This is a genomic window from Prevotella sp. P6B4 (assembly GCF_000619985.1).
Classification (GTDB): Bacteria; Bacteroidota; Bacteroidia; order Bacteroidales; family Bacteroidaceae; genus Prevotella.
Genome location: NZ_JHVE01000020.1, coordinates 16509 through 37329, shown reverse-complemented (window position 1 = coordinate 37329; position 20821 = coordinate 16509). Strand labels below are relative to the sequence as shown.

Sequence of the window (20821 nt, the reverse complement as noted above, 5' to 3'; positions counted from 1 at the left end):
TTTAATGTTTATTCTTAGCAACGGACTACAGGACTTAAGGAAATTTTTGTTTTTGGATAAACCAGTCCTGTCAGTCCTGTTGTCCGTTGTAAATGATTATTTTTTCTCAAACCAGGCGTTGATAGCTGTATCGTAGTGGCTGCTCACACCGAAGGCACGGGTAGCAAACATACGACGATCCTCGATATCGGTCTGAGCACCCTTCTTGTTCAGGATATCGAGCAGCACGCTGTACTCAGCCTTGCTGGGCACAATGACTACATCCTTGAAGTTCTTGGCTCCAGCACGAATCAGAGAAATACCACCGATATCAATCTTCTCGATGATATCAGCCTCGCTGGCACCACTGGCTACAGTCTGCTCAAATGGATAGAGATCTACGATAACGAGATCAATCTCAGGAATCTCGTACTGCTTCATCTGCTCTATGTCACCGGCATTCTCACGACGGGCCAGAATACCTCCGAACACCTTCGGATGGAGGGTCTTTACGCGACCACCCAGGATTGATGGATAAGTGGTTACATCCTCAACCTTCTGACACTCATAACCAAGTGATTCGATAAACTGCTGTGTTCCACCAGTCGACAGGAACTTCACACCTTCCTCGTTCAGTTTCTTCAACAGTTCATCCAGTCCATCCTTGTGGAAAACAGACACCAATGCGGTCTTAATCTTCTTAATTTCAGCCATTTATAAATATTTTAATAACGTTATTAATATCCAAAAAACAAGCGCATCGCACGCAATCGCATGCAAAGGTACAAAAAGAAAACGGATTAACCTCAATTTCTCGGCGAAATTTTAGATTAATCCGTGTTAAAAATATGATAGGTCAATTATTTAAGCTTGAAATTCTTCACCCACTCACGCATCGGTTCTACAGCCTCACTATGCTCCGGCTTGTAGCGCAGCATTACTGTCACCAGGCGGATGGTATCGTCCTCAAGCACCTTGCCGTAGTAGTCGAAATTCTCGTCCGACCCCTCCTGGATGCTATAGTCGTCGCCCACCTCTAGCAGGTCGGCTCCCATGGCTAACATCTGCTGGCTGGCCGACCGAATGTTTCCCGTCAGCGAGTCGACCATCACCGATATCGACATCTGGTCGCTCATAAACACCTCCTGACAAGGTTCCTCAGGCAGGTCCTGCTTGCAGAGGAACGACGGATAGTTGATGTCGAGCCCCAGCTTGTCGCTATGATATTTCAGCAGGTCCCATTGGCCCATACTGATGGTCATGCTGTCGGCACTGGTCAGTTCAATACCGCCATAAGCCTTAGGCTGTTTCTGTCCGCCACAAGCGCACAGCATCCCCGCCAGCAAGCCAGCTAACAACCAACACCTAACCCTCATTAACTGTCAATTATCAATTGGCAACAAATCACTTAAATCAGGTTCATTCCCAACTGCTTGCACTGTTTGCGCATCTCCTCGGGCCAGATAGAGGCCTGAATCTCGCCGATGTGACCTTTGTGCAGCAATACCATACAGAGTCGGCTCTGACCGATACCACCACCAATACTCAGTGGCAGTCTGTCATTCAGCAGCTGCTGATGGAAGTAGAGCTGTTCGCGCTCCTCCTTGCCTTCCAGTTTCAACTGGCGCAGCAGGCTCTCCTTATCCACGCGGATACCCATGCTCGAGAGTTCGAAGCTTCGACCCAGAACGGGATACCATATCAGGATATCGCCATTCAGTCCGGCACGTCCGTCCTCGGCGATGGTGCTCCAGTCGTCATAGTCAGGGGCGCGTCCATCATGCTTCTTACCATCACTCAGCTTGCCGCCTATACCTATTATAAATACAGCGCCGTATTTCTCGCAGATGGCATCCTCGCGCTCCTTTGGTGTCTTGTCAGGATACATCTCCACCAGTTCCTCGGCATGTACGAAGTGTATCTGCTCGGGCAGGAATGGCTTGATTTGCGGATAAGTCTCGCAGGTGAGATATTCTGTACGGCGGATGGCAGCATAGATACGCTCCACAATGTTCTTCAGGAATGCCAGGGTGCGGTCCTCCCTACGGATAACAGCCTCCCAGTCCCACTGGTCGACATACAGCGAGTGCAGGTTGTCCAGCTCCTCGTCGGCACGGATAGCATTCATATCGGTGTAGATACCATAGCCAGGCTCGATTTTGTACTCAGCCAGGCTCAAGCGCTTCCACTTAGCCAGCGAGTGTACCACCTCGGCTTTGGCATCACCCAGGTCCTTGATGGGGAAGCTCACGGGGCGCTCCACACCATTCAGGTCGTCGTTGATACCTAATCCTTTCAGCACGAACAACGGTGCTGTCACTCGACGCAGTCTGAGTTCTGTCGACAGATTCTGCTGAAAGAACTCCTTTATCAGTTTGATACCCTGTTCCGTCTGCTTCATATCCAGCAGCGGCTCATACATCACGGGTTTAATTACTTGTCCCATTTCTACAGTTAATGTTTAAAAAGCGGTGCAAAGATACACTTTTTCCGCAATTCTGCAAGCAAAATTGCGGATTTTTTTGCAAAATGACACAAAAACATTGATTTTGACTATCAATCTGACTATACACAGAGTTCTATTTCTATCTTATAATAGTCCTTATCCTTCACTGGGGGACATACCGCGAAATGGTTTTCGTATTCATCACATCCCCAAGGCGTAGCCAGATAGAGGTACTTATCGTCGGCTTTAGTCTGTACCAGATAGGTCTTTCCGTTATACGATATCGACTCCGTTTTACACAGACGATCGAAGAAGCGCTCTGCATCGCCCAGATCCTTGAAGTTCAGGGAGGCCTGTGTCGAATTGTCGACACTCACGCAGAAGTAGCACCCATGAGGCGAAGTGGCTTTCAGCTCGTAGCCCACAGCCTTCTTGGATCCCTTCTCCACATCGCGCCCATACACCACCTGTATCAGCTCCATATCGCCAGCCGTCACATCGTCGCGACAGATGAACCGCAACGGTGTATCAGGCTTCCGGCCCGAGCCTTCGTAGTTATACAATAAATCAAGCAGATGCGTGGGCGACAGCTCGGTGGCAGTACTTGCCGTGGATGACGACAAGGAGAAGACGCCAGCTGCCATCAGCGCCAATACGAGGATAGGTGTTAGTACATGCTTCATGATATTTATATTTTGTGTCTTAGTTATACTTTCTGCGGCAAAAATAGTATTTTTTTCGCAAACCACCAACTTTTTTTGCAGAAATTTGCTGATTTATTTTTTTTGTAGTACCTTTGCACACGATTTGCTGCACCCGTAGTTTAAAGGATAGAATAACGGATTCCGGTTCCGTTGGTCACGGTTCGATTCCGTGCGGGTGTACTATCATGCAAAAGGTGGCTGATCATCACGATCAACCACCTTTCTTTTTTAATAACTAAAACAAATACTTACTTTATAAATTATACACCTGTGATTAAAGCTCGGGGGAAATAGCAGCCAGCCATGCCTCGATGCGGGCGTCGGTCTGGTCGTCCTCGTTGATATCGTCGAGAGGCAGTCCAATAAACTTGCCACCGATCACGGCTTCCGAGTCGTCGAAGGTATAGCCGTCGGTCTCAACGCTACCGATGAATCGGGCACCGCTGTCCTTGATGCCGTTGTAGAGCTCGCCCATACCGCCTACGAAGGTATCGCTATAGGAAGAGCAGTCGCCGCATCCGAAGATGGCAATGGTCTTTCCGCTCAGCTCGGCACCCTGCAGCGTCTTCAGTCCGTCGTACCAGTCGTCCTGCAGCTCACCGGCTCCCCAGGTAGAGGTGCCGAGAATCAGATTCTGGTTGGCAGCCACCACATCGGGCGTGATATCCTGTACGTTGAGGGCTTCGCAGCCCAGTTTCGAGGCAATCTTCTCTGCGATAGCCTCGCAGGTTCCAGTCGAAGAACCATAGATTACAATAGTTGAATTCATTTTTAATGTTTTATTATATGATTAATTCCTGTTGATGCATGTCTCGTTGCAGTCGCCCTGGCATTTACGTCTGCAGTAGCGTTCGCATTGTGCACAGATATCATATCCCAGCATGGCTCCCAGGATAAAGTCCTCCTCAGGTGTGAGCTGGTTGAGCGGACGGGTGACGATGAGTCGGATGGCCTCAAGGCACTCGCGCTTACCGAAGTACACATTCAGGTTCTTGCTTCCTGCAGGCTGCAGCACATAGGGGATGCCCTGACTCTCCAGTCGTTCTATCGTCTGTTCACCATATCTCTTATTACAGGTGAAGAGCACCATCTGGCGCACGCCTTTCTGCAGTTCGTAGATGTGGTTCATCAGCACCTTGATCTCTGTGGGAATGTTTGTAATTGCTCTCATTTTCTGTACTTTCATTTCGACGGTGCAAAGGTACGGGCTTTTCCTTACACCCGCAATACCTAAAACAGAGTGTTTTTCGGGTGGCGCCCCCCCCACAGGTTGCAAAAACCAATTAATCATAAGTAGGTATGCAAATGACCGCCCCCACGAGAAAAAAATTACGGGCCCACGGGGAAAGCGATTTTACGACCAGGAGCCATCATGCGCGGAGGGTGCGCATGGCATTGAGCACAGCCAGCACGGTGACACCTACATCGGCAAACACAGCCAGCCACATGGTAGCGGCGCCAAAGGCAGCCAGTACCAATACCGCCAGTTTGATACCGATAGCCAGCCACACATTCTGCGAGGCGATACGGAGGGTACGACGGGCGATACGGATGGCAGTAGCTATCTTAGATGGCTGGTCGTCCATCAGCACCACATCGGCAGCCTCAATAGCGGCATCGCTGCCCAGACCTCCCATCGCTATACCTACATCGGCACGCGCCAGCACAGGGGCATCGTTGATACCATCGCCCACAAAGGCGAGAGGTGCCGACTGCTGCGCGTTGGCGGTTGAGAGTCGCTCTACCTGCGCCACTTTATCGGCAGGCATCAGCTCGGCATGATATTCGGATAATCCCAGCTGGCGCGCCACATTCTCGGCCACCTCCTGGCGGTCGCCTGTCAGCATCACCGTACGCTGCACACCCAGCTGAAGGAGGGCTGCTATAGCCTCAGCGCTATCGGCCTTGACCTGATCGTTGATCACGATATGGCCAGCATACGTGCCATCGATAGCCACATGGATGATGGTACCCAGGTGCTCGCAGTCGTGCCAGTGAGCCCCCACGCTGTCCATCAGCTTGGTATTGCCTACAGCCACCTCTTTCTCAGCCACACGGGCGATGATGCCCTGCCCTGCCAGCTCGCGCACATCGCTGATCTTACAGCCATCGGTAGCCTCATCGGGGAAAGCATCGCGCAGGGCGGCACCTATGGGATGGGTAGAGAAATGCTCTACATGGGCAGCCAGATGCAGCAGCTGGTGCTCATCGAAGCTGTCGGGATGAACCGCCGTGACAGCAAACACACCATGGGTGAGCGTGCCGGTCTTGTCGAACACCACCGTACGCACCTTGGCAAGCACATCGAGATAGTTGGCACCCTTGATGAGGATACCGCGGCGCGAAGCACCGCCGATGCCGCCGAAGAACGTGAGGGGCACGCTGATGACAAGGGCACACGGGCACGATACCACCAGGAACATCAAGGCACGATAGAGCCACGTGCTGAAAAGGGCTACCGGTGAGAGATGGCTGGTGGCGGCCATGAGCAGCGGCGGAACCACAGCCAGAGCTACGGCTGCCAGCACCACGATAGGCGTATAGATACGGGCAAAACGGGTGATAAAGGTCTCGCTCTGCGACTTATGCTCGCCGGCATTCTCAACCAGACGGATAATCCTGGAAACGGTACTCTCGCCAAAGGGCTTGGTGACCTTGACGCGCAGCACGCCACTCAGGTTCACGCAACCTGATATCACCTCGTCGGCCTCAGCCACATCGCGAGGCAACGACTCACCAGTAAGCGCCACCGTATTGAGCGCACTTGTACCCTCGACGACAACACCATCAAGAGGTACTTTCTCGCCCGGACGGATCACGATGATATCGCCCACCTGAACCTCCTCGGGCGACACACGGCGATCGCCCTCAGCCAGGGTGGCATAGTCAGGCTTGATCTCCATCAGATGGGCTATACTGTCACGGCTCTTACCCTCGGCATAGCCCTCGAAGAGCTCGCCCACCTGAAAGAACAGCATGACAAACACCGCCTCGGGGAACTGGGCCTCGGCACCTGGCAGGAACCCGATACAGAGAGCACCGATGGTAGCCACCGACATGAGGAAGTGCTCATTGAACGGCTCGCCATGCAGCAGCCCCTCGACAGCCTCCTTCAGCGTGTCGTGACCTATCACGAGATAGGGTACAAGATATACCAGCAGCAACTGCCAGGTGGGGAGTGCCGTCAGATGTTCCACTGCCACAGCAGCTACCAGCAGTACTGCCGAAATAATAATGAGTCTCAACTGCTCACGGGTATCATGTTCGTGATGATGTTCGTGATGATGCTCATGAACATCGCAGTAATCACAATATGCGTCTTGATGTGCCATAATCTTACATGTTTATCTGTTTCCGGGTGCAAAGGTACAAAGAAAGCGTTGCAACCCGGTTGCAAATAACTGTCGGCGCAAAAATAACGTGCACAAAGTTTGGCGTTTTCAGCTTTTTTGCGTACTTTTGCCGTCAATAAAAAAAAGTACGATATGCAGAAACTCATAGAATTATATAAGGAATGGAACGGTGCCGAACCAGCCAACGTACAACAGATACCTGGCGGCGGCAGTAACCGCACCTACTACCGACTGACCAGCAACGAGGGACAGTCGGTGATTGGCGTCATCGGAACCAGTCGCGACGAGGACCACGCCTTCATCTACCTCACACAGCACTTTACACGCCGCAAGCTGCCGGTGCCACAGATTCTGGCTGCCAGCGACGATATGTTGCGCTACCTGCAGACCGACTTAGGCAGCATGTCGCTCTTCGACGCCATCCGAGGCGGACGAGAGGCAGGCGGACGTTACACCTTGAAGGAGCAGGAACTGCTGAAGCGTACCATACGCGAACTACCGAACATTCAGATAAGAGGCGCTAGGGAGCTCGACTTCGACAACTGCTATCCGCAAGCCGAGTTCAATGTGGACAGCGTGCTCTTCGACCTGAACTACTTCAAGTACTGTTTCCTGAAGGCGACGGAGATTGATTTCCACGAACTGAAGCTGGAAGCCGACTTCAGACTGATGGCCAAAGACCTGACTGCCGAGAGCTGCGACACCTTCCTGTATCGTGACTTTCAGGCCCGCAACGTGATGCTCGACCACGACGGCAACCCCTGGTTCATCGACTACCAGGGCGGCAGAAAGGGTCCCTACTACTACGATATCGCCTCGTTCCTCTGGCAGGCCTCGGCCAAGTATCCGCACAAGCTGCGCCGCGAACTGGTGTACGAGTACTACAACTCGCTGAAGAACTACATGGAGGTGCCACCCGTGCGCCACTTCGTCAACCGTCTGTCGCTCTTCGTCCTGTTCCGCACCCTACAGGTGTTAGGCGCCTACGGATTCCGCGGCTACTTCGAACAGAAAAAGCACTTCATCGAGAGCATACCACCTGCCATACAGAACCTGCGCGAGCTGCTTGACAGCTCGACACAGTGGCACTACCCCTACCTGATGGACATCCTGCGCCAGCTGACAGAGCTGCCACAGTTCCAGCAGATAGAAGCCGTGGCCAGTCGTGCCGATGGTTACAAGACCACCGACCTGAACCCCTACAAAGCCCACCCGCAGGACGGACCCGCCACCTTCTCGAAATACGATGCACAGGGACCGCTGGTGGTCAAGGTGTTCAGCTTCTCGTATCGCAACGGCATCCCTGAGGATGAGAGCGGTAATGGCGGCGGCTACGTGTTCGACTGCCGCAGCACGCACAACCCAGGCCGCTATGAGCCTTACAAGAAACTGACAGGACTGGATGAGCCCGTGATCCGATTCTTAGAGGACGATGGCGAGATACTGACCTTCCTCGACTCGGTTTACAAGCTGGCCGATGCCCATGTGCGCCGCTACATCCAGCGCGGATTCACCTCGCTGATGTTCTCGTTCGGCTGCACAGGCGGACAGCATCGAAGCGTATATTCTGCCCAGCATCTGGCTGAGCATATCCACGAAAAATTCGGTATTGAGGTTCGCGTAGAACATCGCGAACAGAAAATCAAACAGGTGTTTGAAGCTAAACAATAAACAAAAAAGAGCAGCAATCGCTGCTCCTTTTTTTATTTCTCCTCCTCGGCAGGCTCCTCGTCCTTGAAGTCGGTGATACCAGCCTCAACAAGGATGTTATACCAGGTAATCAACTTCTTGATGTGGCTATCCTTTACACGATCCTGATCCCACTCAGGCAGAACCTTTGTGAAATACTCGTGCAGCTCGGCTGAGCTGGCCTTCTTCTCGTTGATGCTGGCCTTCTTGCCATCCTCGAGCTTCTTCAGGTTCTCGAGAACATCAGTCAGGGGAACATCGTCGGTCTCTGTAAACATGGCGATATCGCCAAGTGATGTGATACGATCGGTAGCGAAGGCTGGCATACGCTTATGAGTAGCGTCGAGAGCCTCAACGATCAGGTTGTTATGACCTCTGGTAACCAGTTTATACAAACCTGGCTTACCGGCAATTGCTAAAATTGTTTGTTGCATTGTCTTATGATTATATGTATTTGTTTATCTATATCTGCTTCACCATCGTTGATGATGACGTAATCCGACTTACGGATGATGTCCTGCTGCGGCATCTGGCGCGCCATCCACTCCTCCACCTTTTCGTGGCTGATATGATCGCGCTCCATCACACGCTGCATACGTATCTCCTTGGGAGCTATCACAGCAATGACGATATCCACCAGCCGGGAGGCACCCGACTCGAACAGGATGGCACTCTCCATCAGTTTGAGACCGCTCTGACGGAAGGCGTCGAAAACGGCTGGATGCACAATCTTATTAACAGCCTCGGCATGACTTTCCGACGACAGCAGGTAATGAGCCACGATAGCCTTGTTGAGATTACCGTCGGCATCGTAGGTATGAGGACCTATCAACGCTGTGAGGCGCTGACGGATATCGGGCGAAGTGCGCATCAGCTTCTTGGCCTCGCTGTCGCAGTCGAATACCTCGTATCCCTGCTCCCGCAACTTCTGGCAGACATAGCTCTTACCGCTACCTATTCCGCCTGTGATACCTATCTTCATTCTGATTCCGATTCAATCAGGTAATCCACCATGCTCGTTTCCAGACGGGCTCTGGATATGCCGCGTGGTACAGTCTTCAAATAGATATGGCACTTCTCCTGAGGATGCTCCATAATCTCGTTGTAATCAGCCACTACCGTAAAGTCGGTTGGCTTCAGATGGCGGAACACGCTCACACCCGTAACGAACTTGACGCCCACACGCGACGGGAAGGTACGGAGCACCTTGCCTGCTGGCATATTGATGGCCTTGATAGGCACACCCTCGATATTCTCCTCGGTGAGCACATCGGTACAGAACGTCACCCGCACATGGTCGGGCACCATCTTCACACCACGGATCTTAGCCAGCTCGCAGTTAGCACGCAGCGTATCACGGAAGTTCACATGATTCAGATGCTCGGTGTACACCACGTTGATACTGTCGAGCTTCTCTTTCGAAGCATAGATGGTGATACTGTCGGGCTTGTAGGTCACACGCGAGATAAAGAATAGTTCCTCGGGAATCACACGACCGCTCCACCGCACTGGCACCACCTTCTTGGCACCGTAGTTGTAATAGAACTCCAGCTTTTCGGGTTTCACGTTGATAATACGCGAACCGTTTGCCAACTGCTGGTAAACCAGCTTCTGCAGCTCCTGCGATGTAACGATACCCGTACCGTTACCCCTGTTATAGGTTCTGAAACTGACGTTGAGCCTCTTCAGGACGTCGCCATACATATAAGTAAGCAAGGTGAATCCCTTGTCACGGATGGTCATTCGCACCGTGTCAGTCTCGTCGGATGTCAGCACGGCATTCTTGGGAATGTCGGTTACCGATACGGGAATGGCAAACTCGCGTTCGTAAACCTCGTTAAGTGTGGTCTGCAACCAGAATACACCCGAAAGTGCCAGGAAGAACACAAACAACAGGAGCTCCTTATTAGTACTGCTAAAAAGGAGCTTACGGATCTGCTGTCCTATTCTTCCTAACTTCATATCTTATTTCTGAGGCGTGCTTGCCATATCCTTGAAAACAGAAGTCTTCTCAACGGTAACAACCACGTCGCGTGCAATCTTCACGTCAACGGTGTTCTTAGCCAGATCAACGCTCTTCACTGTTCCATGAATGCCACCGCCAGTAACCACTTCGGTACCCTCGCTCAGCTCGTTCTGGAACTTCTGAATCTCCTTCTGCTTCTTCTGCTGTGGACGAATCATGAAAAACCACATAATGGCAAAGATGGCCACCATCATGATGATCATACTCATGCCGCCTCCCTGTGCTGCCTGGGCAGCCAATACGATACTAGTCATTTTCTTTCTTTATTTAAGTTTATTTCTATGGTTCTCTTTCTTGGGTTCGATGAACTTGGCCAGGCGTCCGCTCTCTACCAGATTGCGGGCTATTCCATCAAGCATACCATTGATGTAGCCAGCACTCTTTGGTGTAGAGTAGAACTTAGCTATCTCAACATACTCGTTGATGGTTACATTGATGGGAATATTCGCCAGGGTCATCATCTCGGCGATGGCTATCTGCATCAGGATAATATCCATGTAAGCCAGGCGCGAGAAATCCCAGTTGCGTGATGCCTCACTCATAAAGCGCTGATACTCGTCGGCATTCAGGATGGCTGCACGGAATATCTTGCGTGCAAAATCCTTCTCATCCTCACTATCCCACTCAGGCAACAACTCCTGCTTCGCACCATTCTGCTCCTCGAAACGCTTGATGGTCTTCAGCACGAATGTATCAACGATAGGCTTATCATCATTCCAATAGAGGCTCTGGTCCTCAAGGATGGCATCAATATCATCGTTATCCTGAATGAGTGTGCGGTATATCTTACGCCAGAACTCACGATCCACATCGTAGTTATCCTCTGGATTGTTCATATATTCCTGATATATGTCGCTCTGCTCTATCTTCTCGAGCAGCGAGGCCACGAAAACGGCATTCTCATCCCAACCGCTCTTCTGCGTGCTGATGAACTCGTTTAACTGCTTATTCTCGGCCAACTGAATTGCAAATCGATTGAAAACAAATCTTTGTGATGGTTCTGGTGTTCCTTCGCGCTTTGCTCGTTGTACCAACACTTCCATACGACGGCTTGCCTCCTTGTTTACGGCTACAATCAGAGCCAGCATGTAGTTGTAGAGGTCATAAGCTTTCGAAAGACTGAAAAATAGCTCTTTCTCAGCCGTGTCGATGTTCTTGTTACCGTTTTGATAGTAAGCATAGGTTAACTGAACAATCTTAATTCTAATAATTTCTCTGTTAATCATCTCACTTGATGTTTTTTTATTTATTATACCTTATTTATATAAACTGAAACGTTATAATCGGCTGCAAAATTAGCAATAAAAACTAAAATCTGCAAGAAAAAAGCCGAAAATTGAGGTTTTTTAGCCAAATATTTGGTTGGTATCAAAAAAAGTCGTACCTTTGCACCGCTTTTTCGGCTACATGCCGAGATTCGTGTGATGGCGAATTAAGCAAAACGTAATTTTTAACAACTTAATTTAGAGTAACACATTTATGAAAGAAATTAGCGTAAGTGGCCAGAAGCGTGCCACAACTGGCAAGAAGGCCAGCAAGGAAATGCGTAAGGAAGGTCTTGTACCTTGTAACCTTTATGGTGAGAAGAAGGGTGAGAACGGTGCACCTGAGGCTCTTGCATTTGCAATCCCAGCATCTCAGCTCCGTCGCGTAGTTTATTCACCCGACGTTTACGTTGTAAACATCACCATCGACGGTGAGGCTCACAAGGCTGTTATGAAGGAGCTCCAGTTCCACCCAACAACAGACGCTCTGCTCCACGTTGACTTCTACGAGGTAAACGAGGAGAAGCCCATCACTATCGGTATCCCCGTTAAGTTGGTAGGTCACGCACAGGGTGTTCGTGATGGTGGTCGTCTGAGCCAGGCTGTTCGTACACTGAACGTTACAGCTCCTTACAAGCAGATTCCTGAGGTTCTGAATGTAGACGTTACAGAGCTCAAGCTCGGTAAGGCTATCAAGGTAGCAGAACTGAACTTCGAGGGTCTGCAGATCGCTACTCCTGCTCAGGTTGTAGTATGCTCAGTTAAGGCTACACGTGCTTCTCGTTCTGCAGCTGCCCAGGCTGCTGAGTAATTTATCTAATTCGTTTGCGAATGGATAAGTACTTGATTGTTGGACTGGGAAATATCGGCGACGAGTACGAGAACACCCGCCACAATACAGGCTTTATGGTATTGGATGCTTTTGCTAAGGCATCCAATATTCATTTTGATGATAAGCGCTATGGGTTTGTAGCCGAAACATCATTGAAAGGTCGTAAAGTATTCCTGCTGAAACCCTCTACCTATATGAACCTGAGCGGCAATGCGGTACGCTATTGGCTAAACAAGGAAAATATAGAACAAAACAGACTATTGGTCATCAGCGACGACGTAGCGCTACCATTAGGCGCATTCAGACTGAAAGCCAATGGTTCGAACGGAGGGCACAATGGTCTGGGACACATTCAGCAGCTGATAGGCCAGAACTACGCCCGACTGCGTATGGGTATAGGCAACGACTTTCCACGAGGCATGCAGGTGGACTGGGTACTCGGCAAGTACGACGAGGAAGACATGAAGACACTCCAGCCAAGTATCGATACAGCCTGCGAGATCATCAAAAGCTTCGTATTAGCCGGCATCGATATCACAATGAATCAATTTAACAAATTAGGAAAGAAATAACATATGGAAGAAGCAAGGATTGACAAATGGCTATGGGCATCACGCATCTTCAAGACACGTTCGATTGCTGCTGATGCTTGCAAGAATGGACGCGTTACCATCGAGGGGGTTAACGTCAAACCTTCACGTATGGTGAAAGTCGGCGAGACTGTCAATGTCCGTAAACCACCCATCACCTACTCTTTCCGTATTCTGAAAACCATCGAGCAGCGAGTGGGTGCCAAACTCCTGCCTGAGATCTACGAGAACGTGACTGCTCCCGAGCAGTATGAACTACTGGAGATGACCCGTATCAGCGGGTTTGTGGATCGTGCACGAGGTACTGGGCGACCTACCAAGAAAGATCGCCGCAGTCTTGATGCATTTATCAACGACATGGAATAAAATGTTCATCGTGTTATGACACTTATCAACATCGGATTGATTATTGTTGGCATCATCCTCATCATTTGGGGAGCCGACAGACTGACAGAAGGCGCTTCGTCGCTGGCACGTGGCATGCGTGTGCCGGAAATTGTAATCGGTCTCACCATCGTAGCCGCAGGTACATCGGCACCAGAATTGTTTGTGAGTCTGGTATCCGCCCTCAAAGGCACAAGCGACTTAGCCGTTGGTAACGTGTTAGGGTCAAACATCTTTAACACCCTGCTCATTGTGGGCTGCTCCGCTGCTGTTGCGCCTATCGCCGTAGCATCCAACACGGTGAAGAAGGATATCCCTTTCGCCATCGGAGCCTCATTGCTGCTGTTCATGTTGTGTTTCGACGATATGGACTCACCTCACCTCTGGGGCAACGAAATCAGCCGATCTGACGGCATCATCCTGTTGATAGGATTCATAGCTTTCCTGATCTACACCTTCCAAATGGCAGGAAAAGCAGGATTACTGCCAAGCAGGGAGGAAGAACTTGGCATAGAACGTGAGAAGGAGCCCCGCGATTATTCACACCTCTGGCAGAATCTGGCATGGATAACAATCGGACTTGCCTGCCTGATTGGAGGCAGTAATCTGTTTGTTGACAGCGCTACCTATCTGGCTCACCGCTTTGGTATCCGACAGAGCGTTGTAGGTCTAACGATTGTAGCCGGCGGCACATCACTACCCGAATTGGCAACAAGTGTAGTTGCAGCCTATAAAGGGCGCGCTGCCTTAGCCATCGGAAACGTCATCGGATCGAACGTCTATAACATCCTGCTCATCCTGGGCGTAACAGCTGTTATACACCCTATGCGCATCATAGGTATCACCATTGTCGACCTGATGATGATGCTGTGCAGCATCGGCCTCATGTGGATTTTTGCCATCACCAAATACTACGTATCACGTAGAGAAGGATGGCTGTTGATTCTGGCATTCCTGGGATACATGGGCTGGCTTTTATACTTATTATAATGGATAACAGGGGTACTTGAACACCCCCTTTAACAAAACAAGAATAATGGAAAAATTAAAAGAAAATCAGAGAATTAGTGTGCTGTTCATGATGTACGGCATACTGTTTTGCGTATGCCTGATTACGGCAAACGTATTAGAGACAAAACAGATTTCGTTCGGACCCGCCAACATGACTGCAGGTCTGATTGTGTTCCCTGTAAGCTACATCATCAACGACGTGGTTTGCGAGGTGTGGGGCTACCGCCGCACACGCCTGCTTATCTGGCTGGGATTCGCCATGAACTTCATGTTTGTGGTGTTTGGCGCCATCGCCGACTGGATTCCTGGTGCACCTTACTGGCACGGCGAAGAGGGATTCCATCAGATTTTCGGCCTGGCACCACGTATTGCAGGTGCATCGTTCCTGGCATTTCTGGCAGGATCGTTTATGAATGCCTACGTGATGAGTAAGATGAAGCTGAACTCAAATGGTAAGAACTTCTCGGCACGTGCCGTGATGAGTACTATCTGGGGCGAGCTTACCGACTCTATCATCTTCTTCCCCCTGGCACTGGGTGGCGTAATTCCCTGGGAGGAGATGCCTTCGTTGGTTATCACACAGGTAACACTGAAGACGGTTTACGAAATCATCGCACTTCCTGTAACCATCCGTGTGGTTAACTTTACCAAGAAGCACGACCACGAGGATGTGTACGACGAGGATGTGAAATATAACATTTTTAAAGTTAAGGAATTATGATGAGAGAACAAGAAGGATTGCAAGCACTCGGTAAGAAGACTGAGTACAAGAGTGATTATGCACCCGAAGTGCTTGAAACATTCATGAACAAGCACCCCGAGAACGACTACTGGGTACAGTTCAACTGCCCTGAGTTTACATCACTCTGCCCCATTACCGGACAGCCTGATTTCGCAGAGATTAAGATCATGTATATTCCTGGCGAGAAGATGGTAGAGTCGAAGAGTCTGAAGTTGTATCTGTTCAGTTTCCGTAACCATGGCGATTTCCACGAGGACTGTGTGAATGTGATCATGAAGGATCTGGTAAAACTGATGGATCCCAAGTATATCGAGGTGATTGGCCTATTCACACCACGTGGCGGTATCAGCATTTACCCCTACGCCAACTACGGTCGCCCCGGTACCAAGTACGAGAAACTGGCTGAAGAGCGATTGTATAAACATTCATTTTAATATTGAGCCCTGCAAAAAAATATAAAATTTGCAGGGCTTTTTGCCGCTATGTGCGGAAAAAGTGCTATATTTGCATTCAAATTTTGAAAATTAGCTTTAAGAAATATGGCAAAAAAGAAAATCCAATTCAGTCTCGTTTACAGAGACATGTGGCAGAGTTCAGGCAAATTCCAGCCTCGTAAAGACCAGCTGGAACGCATTGCGCCCGCCATTATCGACATGGGCTGTTTCGCCCGAGTAGAAACCAATGGTGGAGCCTTTGAGCAGGTGAACCTGATGGCTGGCGAGAACCCCAATCTGGCAGTTCGTGCATTCTGTAAGCCTTTTAACGAAGTTGGCATCAAGACCCACATGCTGGATCGTGGCCTGAATGCACTTCGCATGTATCCCGTGCCCGATGATGTTCGTGCGCTGATGTATAAGGTCAAGCATGCTCAGGGTGTAGATATCACTCGTATCTTCTGTGGATTGAACGATACCCGCAATATCATCCCAAGTATCAAATGGGCCAAGGAGGGCGGCATGACACCACAGGCAACACTGTGTATAACCACATCGCCTGTTCACACCGTAGAGTACTATGCTGCTATCGCCGACGAGGTAATCGCTGCTGGTGCCGAGGAAATCTGTTTGAAGGATATGGCTGGTATCGGTCAGCCTGCTATGCTGGGTCAGCTCACCAAGGCCATCAAGACCAAGCACCCCGATATCATCATTCAGTATCACGGTCACTCAGGTCCTGGTTTGTCTATGGCTTCTATCCTCGAGGTTTGTAACAACGGTGCCGATGTAATCGATACTGCTATCGAGCCTCTGTCATGGGGTAAGGTTCACCCAGATATCATCTCGGTTCGTTCTATGCTGAAGAACGAGGGCTTCGAGGTGGCCGATCTGGATATGAACGCCTATATGCAGGCACGTACACTCACTCAGGAGTTTATCGACGACTGGTTGGGTTGCTTCATTAACCCTGCTAACAAGCACATGTCATCACTGTTGCTTGGTTGCGGTCTGCCTGGTGGTATGATGGGATCTATGATGGCCGATCTTGGTCCTATCCAGAAGATGATTAATAAGGAACGCGAGAAGAAGGGTGAGAACGCACTCACTATGGACGATATGCTGGTTAAGCTGTTCAACGAGGTTGAGTACGTATGGCCAAAGGTAGGTTATCCCCCATTGGTAACACCATTCTCTCAGTACACTAAGAATATCGCTCTGATGAACCTCCTCACCATGGAGCAGGGTAAGGGTCGTTACGTGATGATGGACGATGCCATCTGGGGTATGATTCTTGGTAAGAGCGGTAAGGTGCCCGGAACAATCGCTCCCGAGCTGGTTGAGCTGGCCGAGAAGAAGGGTCTTAAGTTCACCGATGCCGATCCTCACACGCTGTTGGAGAACTCACTCGATACCTTCCGCAAGGAGATGGACGAGAACGGTTGGGATTACGGACAGGACGACGAGGAGCTGTTCGAGCTGGCTATGCACCCTGAGCAGTACCGTCCATTCAAGAGCGGTCAGGCTAAGAAGCAGCTGCTGGCTGATATCCAGAAGGCTAAGGATGCCAAGCTGGGTGGTGGTCAGAAGATTTCGCAGGAAGAGATCGACGCTATCAAGCATGCTAAGGCCGACGCTGTAAAGGCTCCTCTGGCTGGTCAGCTGTTGTGGGGCTTCGGTGGCGAAGGTGTACTGGCACCATGCGTTGAGCCATTCATCGGTCAGAAGTACAAGGAGGGCGACACCTTCTGTTATCTGCAGACCAAGTGGGGCGAGATTGTATCAATCCCTGCCGCTATGGGTGGTAAGCTGGTTGATATCAGCGTTAAGCCTGGTCAGAACATTCGTCAGGGCGACACCATCGCCTGGATTGAGCGCGAAGCATAATGGATTATCAATCGATTATAGACAAGTATTATCCGTCGGAGAATGAACTCCGACGGATACTCTTATTGCATAGTCGTCAAGTTGCCGACAGATGTCTGAAAATAGCCAAAGCACATCCGGAATTACGACTGGATGAAGAATTTCTGGAAGAAGCTGCCATGCTGCACGACATCGGTATCTTCCGCTGTAATGCGCCCAACATCCAATGTTTCGGAACAGCCCCCTACATCTGCCATGGCTATATCGGTGGACAGATACTACGTGAAGAAGGTTTCGAACGCCATGCGTTAGTATGTGAACGCCATACAGGAACAGGGCTGTCGCGCGAACAGATAGAAACAAGAAAACTACCATTACCCTTGGATCGTAGTTACGAGCCAGATGTATTGGAAGAACAAGTAGTTTGTTATGCCGACAAATTCTATTCAAAATCACACATCGAACATGAACGTACTGTAGTCGAAACAGCACAAAGTTTGGAGAAATTCGGTCAAGAAGGTGTGCAGAAATTCCTAAAATGGGTTGATTTGTTTGAATAAAAACAAATAAACTGTAATAATCTCTGCTATCTATAGAAGAAATCGCAAAATTATTATTAATTTTGCAGCCGTGAAAAGAAAATCAGTATTGGTTGTGTTCGCTTTCGCTATCTTGATGATGATGGCGGAGGTGCCCATGAAAATGATTACCGAAACTCAGAAGAGCTCCGGAGATAATGATAGTATCCCTGTTGATTCGGCATCTACGATCCTTGAGAAGACTACAGAGACTGCCAAGAATCACATGGATACCACAACAATGGATTCCATCCAACTTGCCATATACCGTCATAACAAAGCTGTTGACGACTCATTGGCACAGGATAGCATCAACAAAAGTCGCAAAAATGGTATTGATTCGCCTGTGGAGTACTCTGCCGAAGATTCTCTGACTTACGATGCCGCCTCGGGGCTGGCACATCTATATGGAGACTCGAAGGTAAAGTATCAGAACATGGACTTAGAGAGCGATCAGATCTACATGAGCCTTGACAGCAGTCTTGTTCACGCCACTGGTAGTATTGATACCACCACCAACGAATTGACAGGAACACCTGTTTTCAAAATGGGAAGCGATGAGTATCAAAGTGATACGATGGCATTCAACTTCAAAACGAAAAAAGGTCTTATCAGTAGCGTGTACACACAGCAGGATGATGGCTATCTAACCAGCGAATTATCCAAACGTGGCGCTAACGGAGAAATGTTCCTACAACATGGTCGCTACACCACCTGCGATGATCCACACCCCGATTTCTATCTGGCCATGTCGCGTGCCAAGGTTCGTCCTGGCAAGGATGTTGTATTCGGACCTACCTATCTGGTTGTAGCCGATGTACCCCTGCCACTGGCTATCCCTTACGGATTCTTCCCCTTCACCAAAAGCTATTCAAGCGGACTGATTATGCCAACCTACGGCGACGAGACTGAACGAGGCTTCTATCTACGCGATGGCGGTTACTACTTTGCCATCAACGATAAGATGGACCTGAAATTGATTGGTGAAATCTACACAAAAGGTTCATGGGGCTTATCGGCAGCAACCAACTACCGCAAGCGTTACCGATACAACGGTTCGTTCTATGCCAGCTATCAGAATACTATCAACGGCGAAAAGAACATGCCCGACTACTCGAAGCAGACAAGCTTTAAGATCCAATGGAGTCACCGTCAGGATGCCAAGGCAAATCCTTATTCGCAGCTCTCTGCCAGCGTAAACTTTGCTACCAGCAGCTATGAGCGCAATAATCTGTCATCAATGTATAATCCCCAATCGCTCACACAGTCTACACGAACCTCTTCTGTATCATGGAGTACAACGTTCTCGAGCATTGGTATGACATTGAGTTCGACCGCCAACCTGAACCAAAATATGCGTGACTCAAGCATCTCAATGACACTACCTGATCTGAACATCACCATTGCCCGTTTCTACCCTTTCAAACGTAAGAAACGAGTTGGTGATGAGCGTTGGTATGAAAAGCTGTCAGTGCAGTACCGTGGACAGTTCAAGAACGAGATTAATACCAAAGAAAGTAAACTCATGCACTCTTCACTGTCAAAAGACTGGAAGAACGGCATGCAACACGTGATACCCATTAGTGGCAACTTCACTTTGTTTGGCTACCTGAATGTGAATCCCTCTTTCAATTTTACCGATCGAACATATTTCAGCAAGACACATAAATCATGGGATACTGAACACCAGCGTGAAGTAGTCGACACACTTAGCGGATTCTATAACGTTTATAACTGGAATCTCTCATTGAGTGCTTCTACAAAACTGTACGGTATGTGGATTCCCAATCGTAAGATTTTCGGTGACAAGATCCAAGCTATCCGCCACGTCGTCACACCAAGTATCAGTTACAGCTACGCTCCTGATTTCAGCGCCTCTCGATACGGCTATTATGAGCAGTATCAAAAGACCGATGCCGATGGTAACGTAACAATGGTAGAGTACTCCCCCTATCAGATTGGTGCCTATGGCGTACCAGGTAAAGGCAAGACGGGAAGCATATCATTAGACCTCTCACAGAATCTTGAAATGAAAGTGAAGAGCGATGATGACTCAACAGGTTTCAAGAAGATATCGCTGATTGATGAGTTGCGAATGTCAATGTCATATAACATGTCTACCAAAGTTCGCCCATGGAGTGATCTTTCAACCTCTTTACGCCTGAAACTCACTAAGAGTTATACGCTGAATATCAACGCCGTATTTGCATCGTATGTCTACGAGGCCGATAGTGTGGGAGCAACTCCACGAGTATCAGACACCAAGACGTATTGGGGCATGGGAAAAATAGGTCGCTTCCAAGGTATATCGCAGAATCTGTCATACACACTAAATAACGAAAAGATCGCCAAGTTCTTCAAACGCTTACGAGGCGAAAAGGTTGACGATAAGAAAGACAAAAACCGTAGCAGTCAGAACGATGATGACGAGTGGGACAGCGATGTAGAAACAAACGTAGACAAGGATATGGAAAAAGCCAAACATGGAGCCAAACGCAAGGGTGGCTCGAAGGCAGAGACTGACGAAGACGGCTATATGGCCTTCCAGATGCCTTGGAGCCTGAGTTTTGGCTATGGTATCACCATGCGCGAAGACCAAACACTCAGCAAGTTTAATTATAACACCATGCGCTATCCCTACAAGTTCACACAGAATCTGAATGTGAGTGGCAACTTGCGCATCAGCGATGGTTGGAACATTTCATTCTCGTCAGGTTACGATTTTGACAACAAAAAAATATCCATGACTACCGCATCGCTTTCACGCGATCTGCATTGTTTCAATATGTCGTGCTCTGTGGTACTGGCTCCGTACACCAGTTATAACTTCTCATTCCGTTGTAACGCATCGACTCTGACCGATGCATTAAAATACGACAAGCGCTCGAGCTACTCGAATGCTGTGCAGTGGTACTAAAAACC

Annotated in this window: 22 protein-coding genes and 1 tRNA gene; 11 read left to right on the top strand and 12 right to left on the bottom strand. The window is 49.4% G+C overall.

The window, feature by feature from the left end; all coding sequences use genetic code 11:
* Positions 1-96: 96 nt before the first annotated feature.
* From T491_RS0112395 to T491_RS0112380, 4 genes are all read right to left on the bottom strand, one after another.
* The gene (locus T491_RS0112395) at positions 97-693 is read right to left on the bottom strand and encodes an IMP cyclohydrolase (protein WP_028904173.1); all 597 of its coding nucleotides are present in this window, start codon (positions 691-693) and stop codon (positions 97-99) included.
* A gap of 146 nt (positions 694-839) precedes the next feature.
* Complete coding sequence (locus tag T491_RS0112390) at positions 840-1355, bottom strand: hypothetical protein (RefSeq protein WP_155950130.1); 516 nt, start codon at positions 1353-1355, stop codon at positions 840-842.
* A 32-nt stretch (positions 1356-1387) separates the two neighbouring features.
* A complete protein-coding gene (gene asnA / locus T491_RS0112385; protein WP_028904171.1) occupies positions 1388-2425 on the bottom strand; it encodes an aspartate--ammonia ligase in 1038 nt (345 codons plus the stop codon).
* 119 nt (positions 2426-2544) lie between these two features.
* Positions 2545-3108, bottom strand: coding sequence for a hypothetical protein (locus T491_RS0112380; protein ID WP_155950129.1), 564 nt, complete (start codon positions 3106-3108; stop codon positions 2545-2547).
* Between the two features lie 129 nt (positions 3109-3237).
* Here T491_RS0112380 and T491_RS0112375 point away from each other — a divergent pair.
* A tRNA-Arg gene (locus tag T491_RS0112375) sits at positions 3238-3309 on the top strand.
* 94 nt (positions 3310-3403) lie between these two features.
* Here the strand turns inward: T491_RS0112375 and fldA are convergent.
* From fldA to T491_RS0112360, 3 genes are all read right to left on the bottom strand, one after another.
* On the bottom strand, positions 3404-3898 hold the full coding sequence (gene fldA / locus T491_RS0112370) for a flavodoxin FldA (protein ID WP_028904169.1): 495 nt from the start codon (positions 3896-3898) through the stop codon (positions 3404-3406).
* Between the two features lie 21 nt (positions 3899-3919).
* Complete coding sequence (locus T491_RS0112365; protein WP_028904168.1) at positions 3920-4300, bottom strand: DUF2023 family protein; 381 nt, start codon at positions 4298-4300, stop codon at positions 3920-3922.
* Positions 4301-4499: 199 nt separating this feature from the next.
* Positions 4500-6461 carry a heavy metal translocating P-type ATPase gene (locus T491_RS0112360; protein ID WP_081773380.1) on the bottom strand — a complete coding sequence of 654 codons (1962 nt, stop codon included), beginning with the start codon at positions 6459-6461 and terminating at the stop codon, positions 4500-4502.
* 153 nt (positions 6462-6614) lie between these two features.
* On the opposite strand from T491_RS0112360, the gene T491_RS0112355 reads away from it, so the two are divergent.
* A complete protein-coding gene (locus T491_RS0112355) occupies positions 6615-8153 on the top strand; it encodes an RNase adapter RapZ (RefSeq protein ID WP_028904166.1) in 1539 nt (512 codons plus the stop codon).
* Positions 8154-8185: 32 nt separating this feature from the next.
* On the opposite strand, the gene T491_RS0112350 is transcribed toward T491_RS0112355, so the two are convergent.
* The 5 genes from T491_RS0112350 to nusB are packed head-to-tail and all read right to left on the bottom strand — an operon-like array spanning position 8186 to position 11423.
* Positions 8186-8605 carry a DUF5606 domain-containing protein gene (locus tag T491_RS0112350; protein ID WP_028904165.1) on the bottom strand — a complete coding sequence of 140 codons (420 nt, stop codon included), beginning with the start codon at positions 8603-8605 and terminating at the stop codon, positions 8186-8188.
* Positions 8587-9153, bottom strand: a complete 567-nt coding sequence (coaE, locus tag T491_RS0112345) for a dephospho-CoA kinase (RefSeq protein ID WP_028904164.1) — start codon at positions 9151-9153, stop codon at positions 8587-8589. The genes T491_RS0112350 and coaE overlap by 19 nt, the downstream gene beginning before the upstream one ends.
* Complete coding sequence (locus tag T491_RS0112340; protein ID WP_028904163.1) at positions 9150-10133, bottom strand: hypothetical protein; 984 nt, start codon at positions 10131-10133, stop codon at positions 9150-9152. Before T491_RS0112340 ends, coaE begins: the two co-directional genes overlap by 4 nt.
* 3 nt (positions 10134-10136) lie before the next feature.
* Complete coding sequence (gene yajC / locus T491_RS0112335; RefSeq protein ID WP_028904162.1) at positions 10137-10451, bottom strand: preprotein translocase subunit YajC; 315 nt, start codon at positions 10449-10451, stop codon at positions 10137-10139.
* Positions 10452-10460: 9 nt separating this feature from the next.
* The gene (gene nusB, locus T491_RS16530) at positions 10461-11423 is read right to left on the bottom strand and encodes a transcription antitermination factor NusB (RefSeq protein ID WP_033148023.1); all 963 of its coding nucleotides are present in this window, start codon (positions 11421-11423) and stop codon (positions 10461-10463) included.
* 253 nt (positions 11424-11676) lie between these two features.
* On the opposite strand from nusB, the gene T491_RS0112325 reads away from it, so the two are divergent.
* The 9 genes from T491_RS0112325 (at position 11677) to T491_RS0112285 (ending at position 20816) form a co-directional block, all read left to right on the top strand.
* Positions 11677-12273 carry a 50S ribosomal protein L25/general stress protein Ctc gene (locus T491_RS0112325; protein ID WP_028904161.1) on the top strand — a complete coding sequence of 199 codons (597 nt, stop codon included), beginning with the start codon at positions 11677-11679 and terminating at the stop codon, positions 12271-12273.
* Positions 12274-12293: 20 nt separating this feature from the next.
* Complete coding sequence (gene pth, locus T491_RS0112320; protein ID WP_028904160.1) at positions 12294-12866, top strand: aminoacyl-tRNA hydrolase; 573 nt, start codon at positions 12294-12296, stop codon at positions 12864-12866.
* A 3-nt stretch (positions 12867-12869) separates the two neighbouring features.
* Entirely contained in the window at positions 12870-13250 is a 381-nt protein-coding gene (locus T491_RS0112315; protein ID WP_028904159.1) for an RNA-binding S4 domain-containing protein, read from the top strand.
* Positions 13251-13265: 15 nt separating this feature from the next.
* Positions 13266-14258, top strand: coding sequence for a calcium/sodium antiporter (locus T491_RS0112310; protein ID WP_028904158.1), 993 nt, complete (start codon positions 13266-13268; stop codon positions 14256-14258).
* 46 nt (positions 14259-14304) lie between these two features.
* Positions 14305-15000, top strand: a complete 696-nt coding sequence (locus tag T491_RS0112305) for a queuosine precursor transporter (RefSeq protein ID WP_028904157.1) — start codon at positions 14305-14307, stop codon at positions 14998-15000.
* Positions 14997-15455: a preQ(1) synthase gene (gene queF, locus T491_RS0112300; RefSeq protein WP_028904156.1), complete on the top strand. Its 459-nt coding sequence runs from the start codon at positions 14997-14999 to the stop codon at positions 15453-15455. Before T491_RS0112305 ends, queF begins: the two co-directional genes overlap by 4 nt.
* Before the next feature lie 105 nt (positions 15456-15560).
* Positions 15561-17342: an oxaloacetate decarboxylase gene (locus T491_RS0112295; protein WP_028904155.1), complete on the top strand. Its 1782-nt coding sequence runs from the start codon at positions 15561-15563 to the stop codon at positions 17340-17342.
* Complete coding sequence (locus T491_RS0112290) at positions 17342-17881, top strand: HD domain-containing protein (protein ID WP_028904154.1); 540 nt, start codon at positions 17342-17344, stop codon at positions 17879-17881. Before T491_RS0112295 ends, T491_RS0112290 begins: the two co-directional genes overlap by 1 nt.
* A 70-nt stretch (positions 17882-17951) precedes the next feature.
* Positions 17952-20816: a putative LPS assembly protein LptD gene (locus T491_RS0112285; RefSeq protein ID WP_028904153.1), complete on the top strand. Its 2865-nt coding sequence runs from the start codon at positions 17952-17954 to the stop codon at positions 20814-20816.
* Positions 20817-20821: the final 5 nt, after the last annotated feature.

Coding starts and splice junctions, on each gene's coding strand:
- T491_RS0112295 (WP_028904155.1), top strand. CDS start 15,561: ATGGCAAAAAAGAAAATCCAATTCAGTCTCGTTTACAGAGACATGTGG.
- asnA (WP_028904171.1), bottom strand. CDS start 2,425: ATGGGACAAGTAATTAAACCCGTGATGTATGAGCCGCTGCTGGATATG.
- T491_RS0112310 (WP_028904158.1), top strand. CDS start 13,266: ATGACACTTATCAACATCGGATTGATTATTGTTGGCATCATCCTCATC.
- queF (WP_028904156.1), top strand. CDS start 14,997: ATGATGAGAGAACAAGAAGGATTGCAAGCACTCGGTAAGAAGACTGAG.
- T491_RS0112325 (WP_028904161.1), top strand. CDS start 11,677: ATGAAAGAAATTAGCGTAAGTGGCCAGAAGCGTGCCACAACTGGCAAG.
- coaE (WP_028904164.1), bottom strand. CDS start 9,153: ATGAAGATAGGTATCACAGGCGGAATAGGTAGCGGTAAGAGCTATGTC.
- T491_RS0112315 (WP_028904159.1), top strand. CDS start 12,870: ATGGAAGAAGCAAGGATTGACAAATGGCTATGGGCATCACGCATCTTC.
- yajC (WP_028904162.1), bottom strand. CDS start 10,451: ATGACTAGTATCGTATTGGCTGCCCAGGCAGCACAGGGAGGCGGCATG.
- T491_RS0112380 (WP_155950129.1), bottom strand. CDS start 3,108: ATGAAGCATGTACTAACACCTATCCTCGTATTGGCGCTGATGGCAGCT.
- T491_RS0112365 (WP_028904168.1), bottom strand. CDS start 4,300: ATGAGAGCAATTACAAACATTCCCACAGAGATCAAGGTGCTGATGAAC.
- T491_RS0112395 (WP_028904173.1), bottom strand. CDS start 693: ATGGCTGAAATTAAGAAGATTAAGACCGCATTGGTGTCTGTTTTCCAC.
- T491_RS0112290 (WP_028904154.1), top strand. CDS start 17,342: ATGGATTATCAATCGATTATAGACAAGTATTATCCGTCGGAGAATGAA.
- fldA (WP_028904169.1), bottom strand. CDS start 3,898: ATGAATTCAACTATTGTAATCTATGGTTCTTCGACTGGAACCTGCGAG.
- nusB (WP_033148023.1), bottom strand. CDS start 11,423: ATGATTAACAGAGAAATTATTAGAATTAAGATTGTTCAGTTAACCTAT.
- T491_RS0112390 (WP_155950130.1), bottom strand. CDS start 1,355: ATGAGGGTTAGGTGTTGGTTGTTAGCTGGCTTGCTGGCGGGGATGCTG.
- pth (WP_028904160.1), top strand. CDS start 12,294: ATGGATAAGTACTTGATTGTTGGACTGGGAAATATCGGCGACGAGTAC.
- T491_RS0112350 (WP_028904165.1), bottom strand. CDS start 8,605: ATGCAACAAACAATTTTAGCAATTGCCGGTAAGCCAGGTTTGTATAAA.
- T491_RS0112305 (WP_028904157.1), top strand. CDS start 14,305: ATGGAAAAATTAAAAGAAAATCAGAGAATTAGTGTGCTGTTCATGATG.
- T491_RS0112360 (WP_081773380.1), bottom strand. CDS start 6,461: ATGGCACATCAAGACGCATATTGTGATTACTGCGATGTTCATGAGCAT.
- T491_RS0112355 (WP_028904166.1), top strand. CDS start 6,615: ATGCAGAAACTCATAGAATTATATAAGGAATGGAACGGTGCCGAACCA.
- T491_RS0112340 (WP_028904163.1), bottom strand. CDS start 10,133: ATGAAGTTAGGAAGAATAGGACAGCAGATCCGTAAGCTCCTTTTTAGC.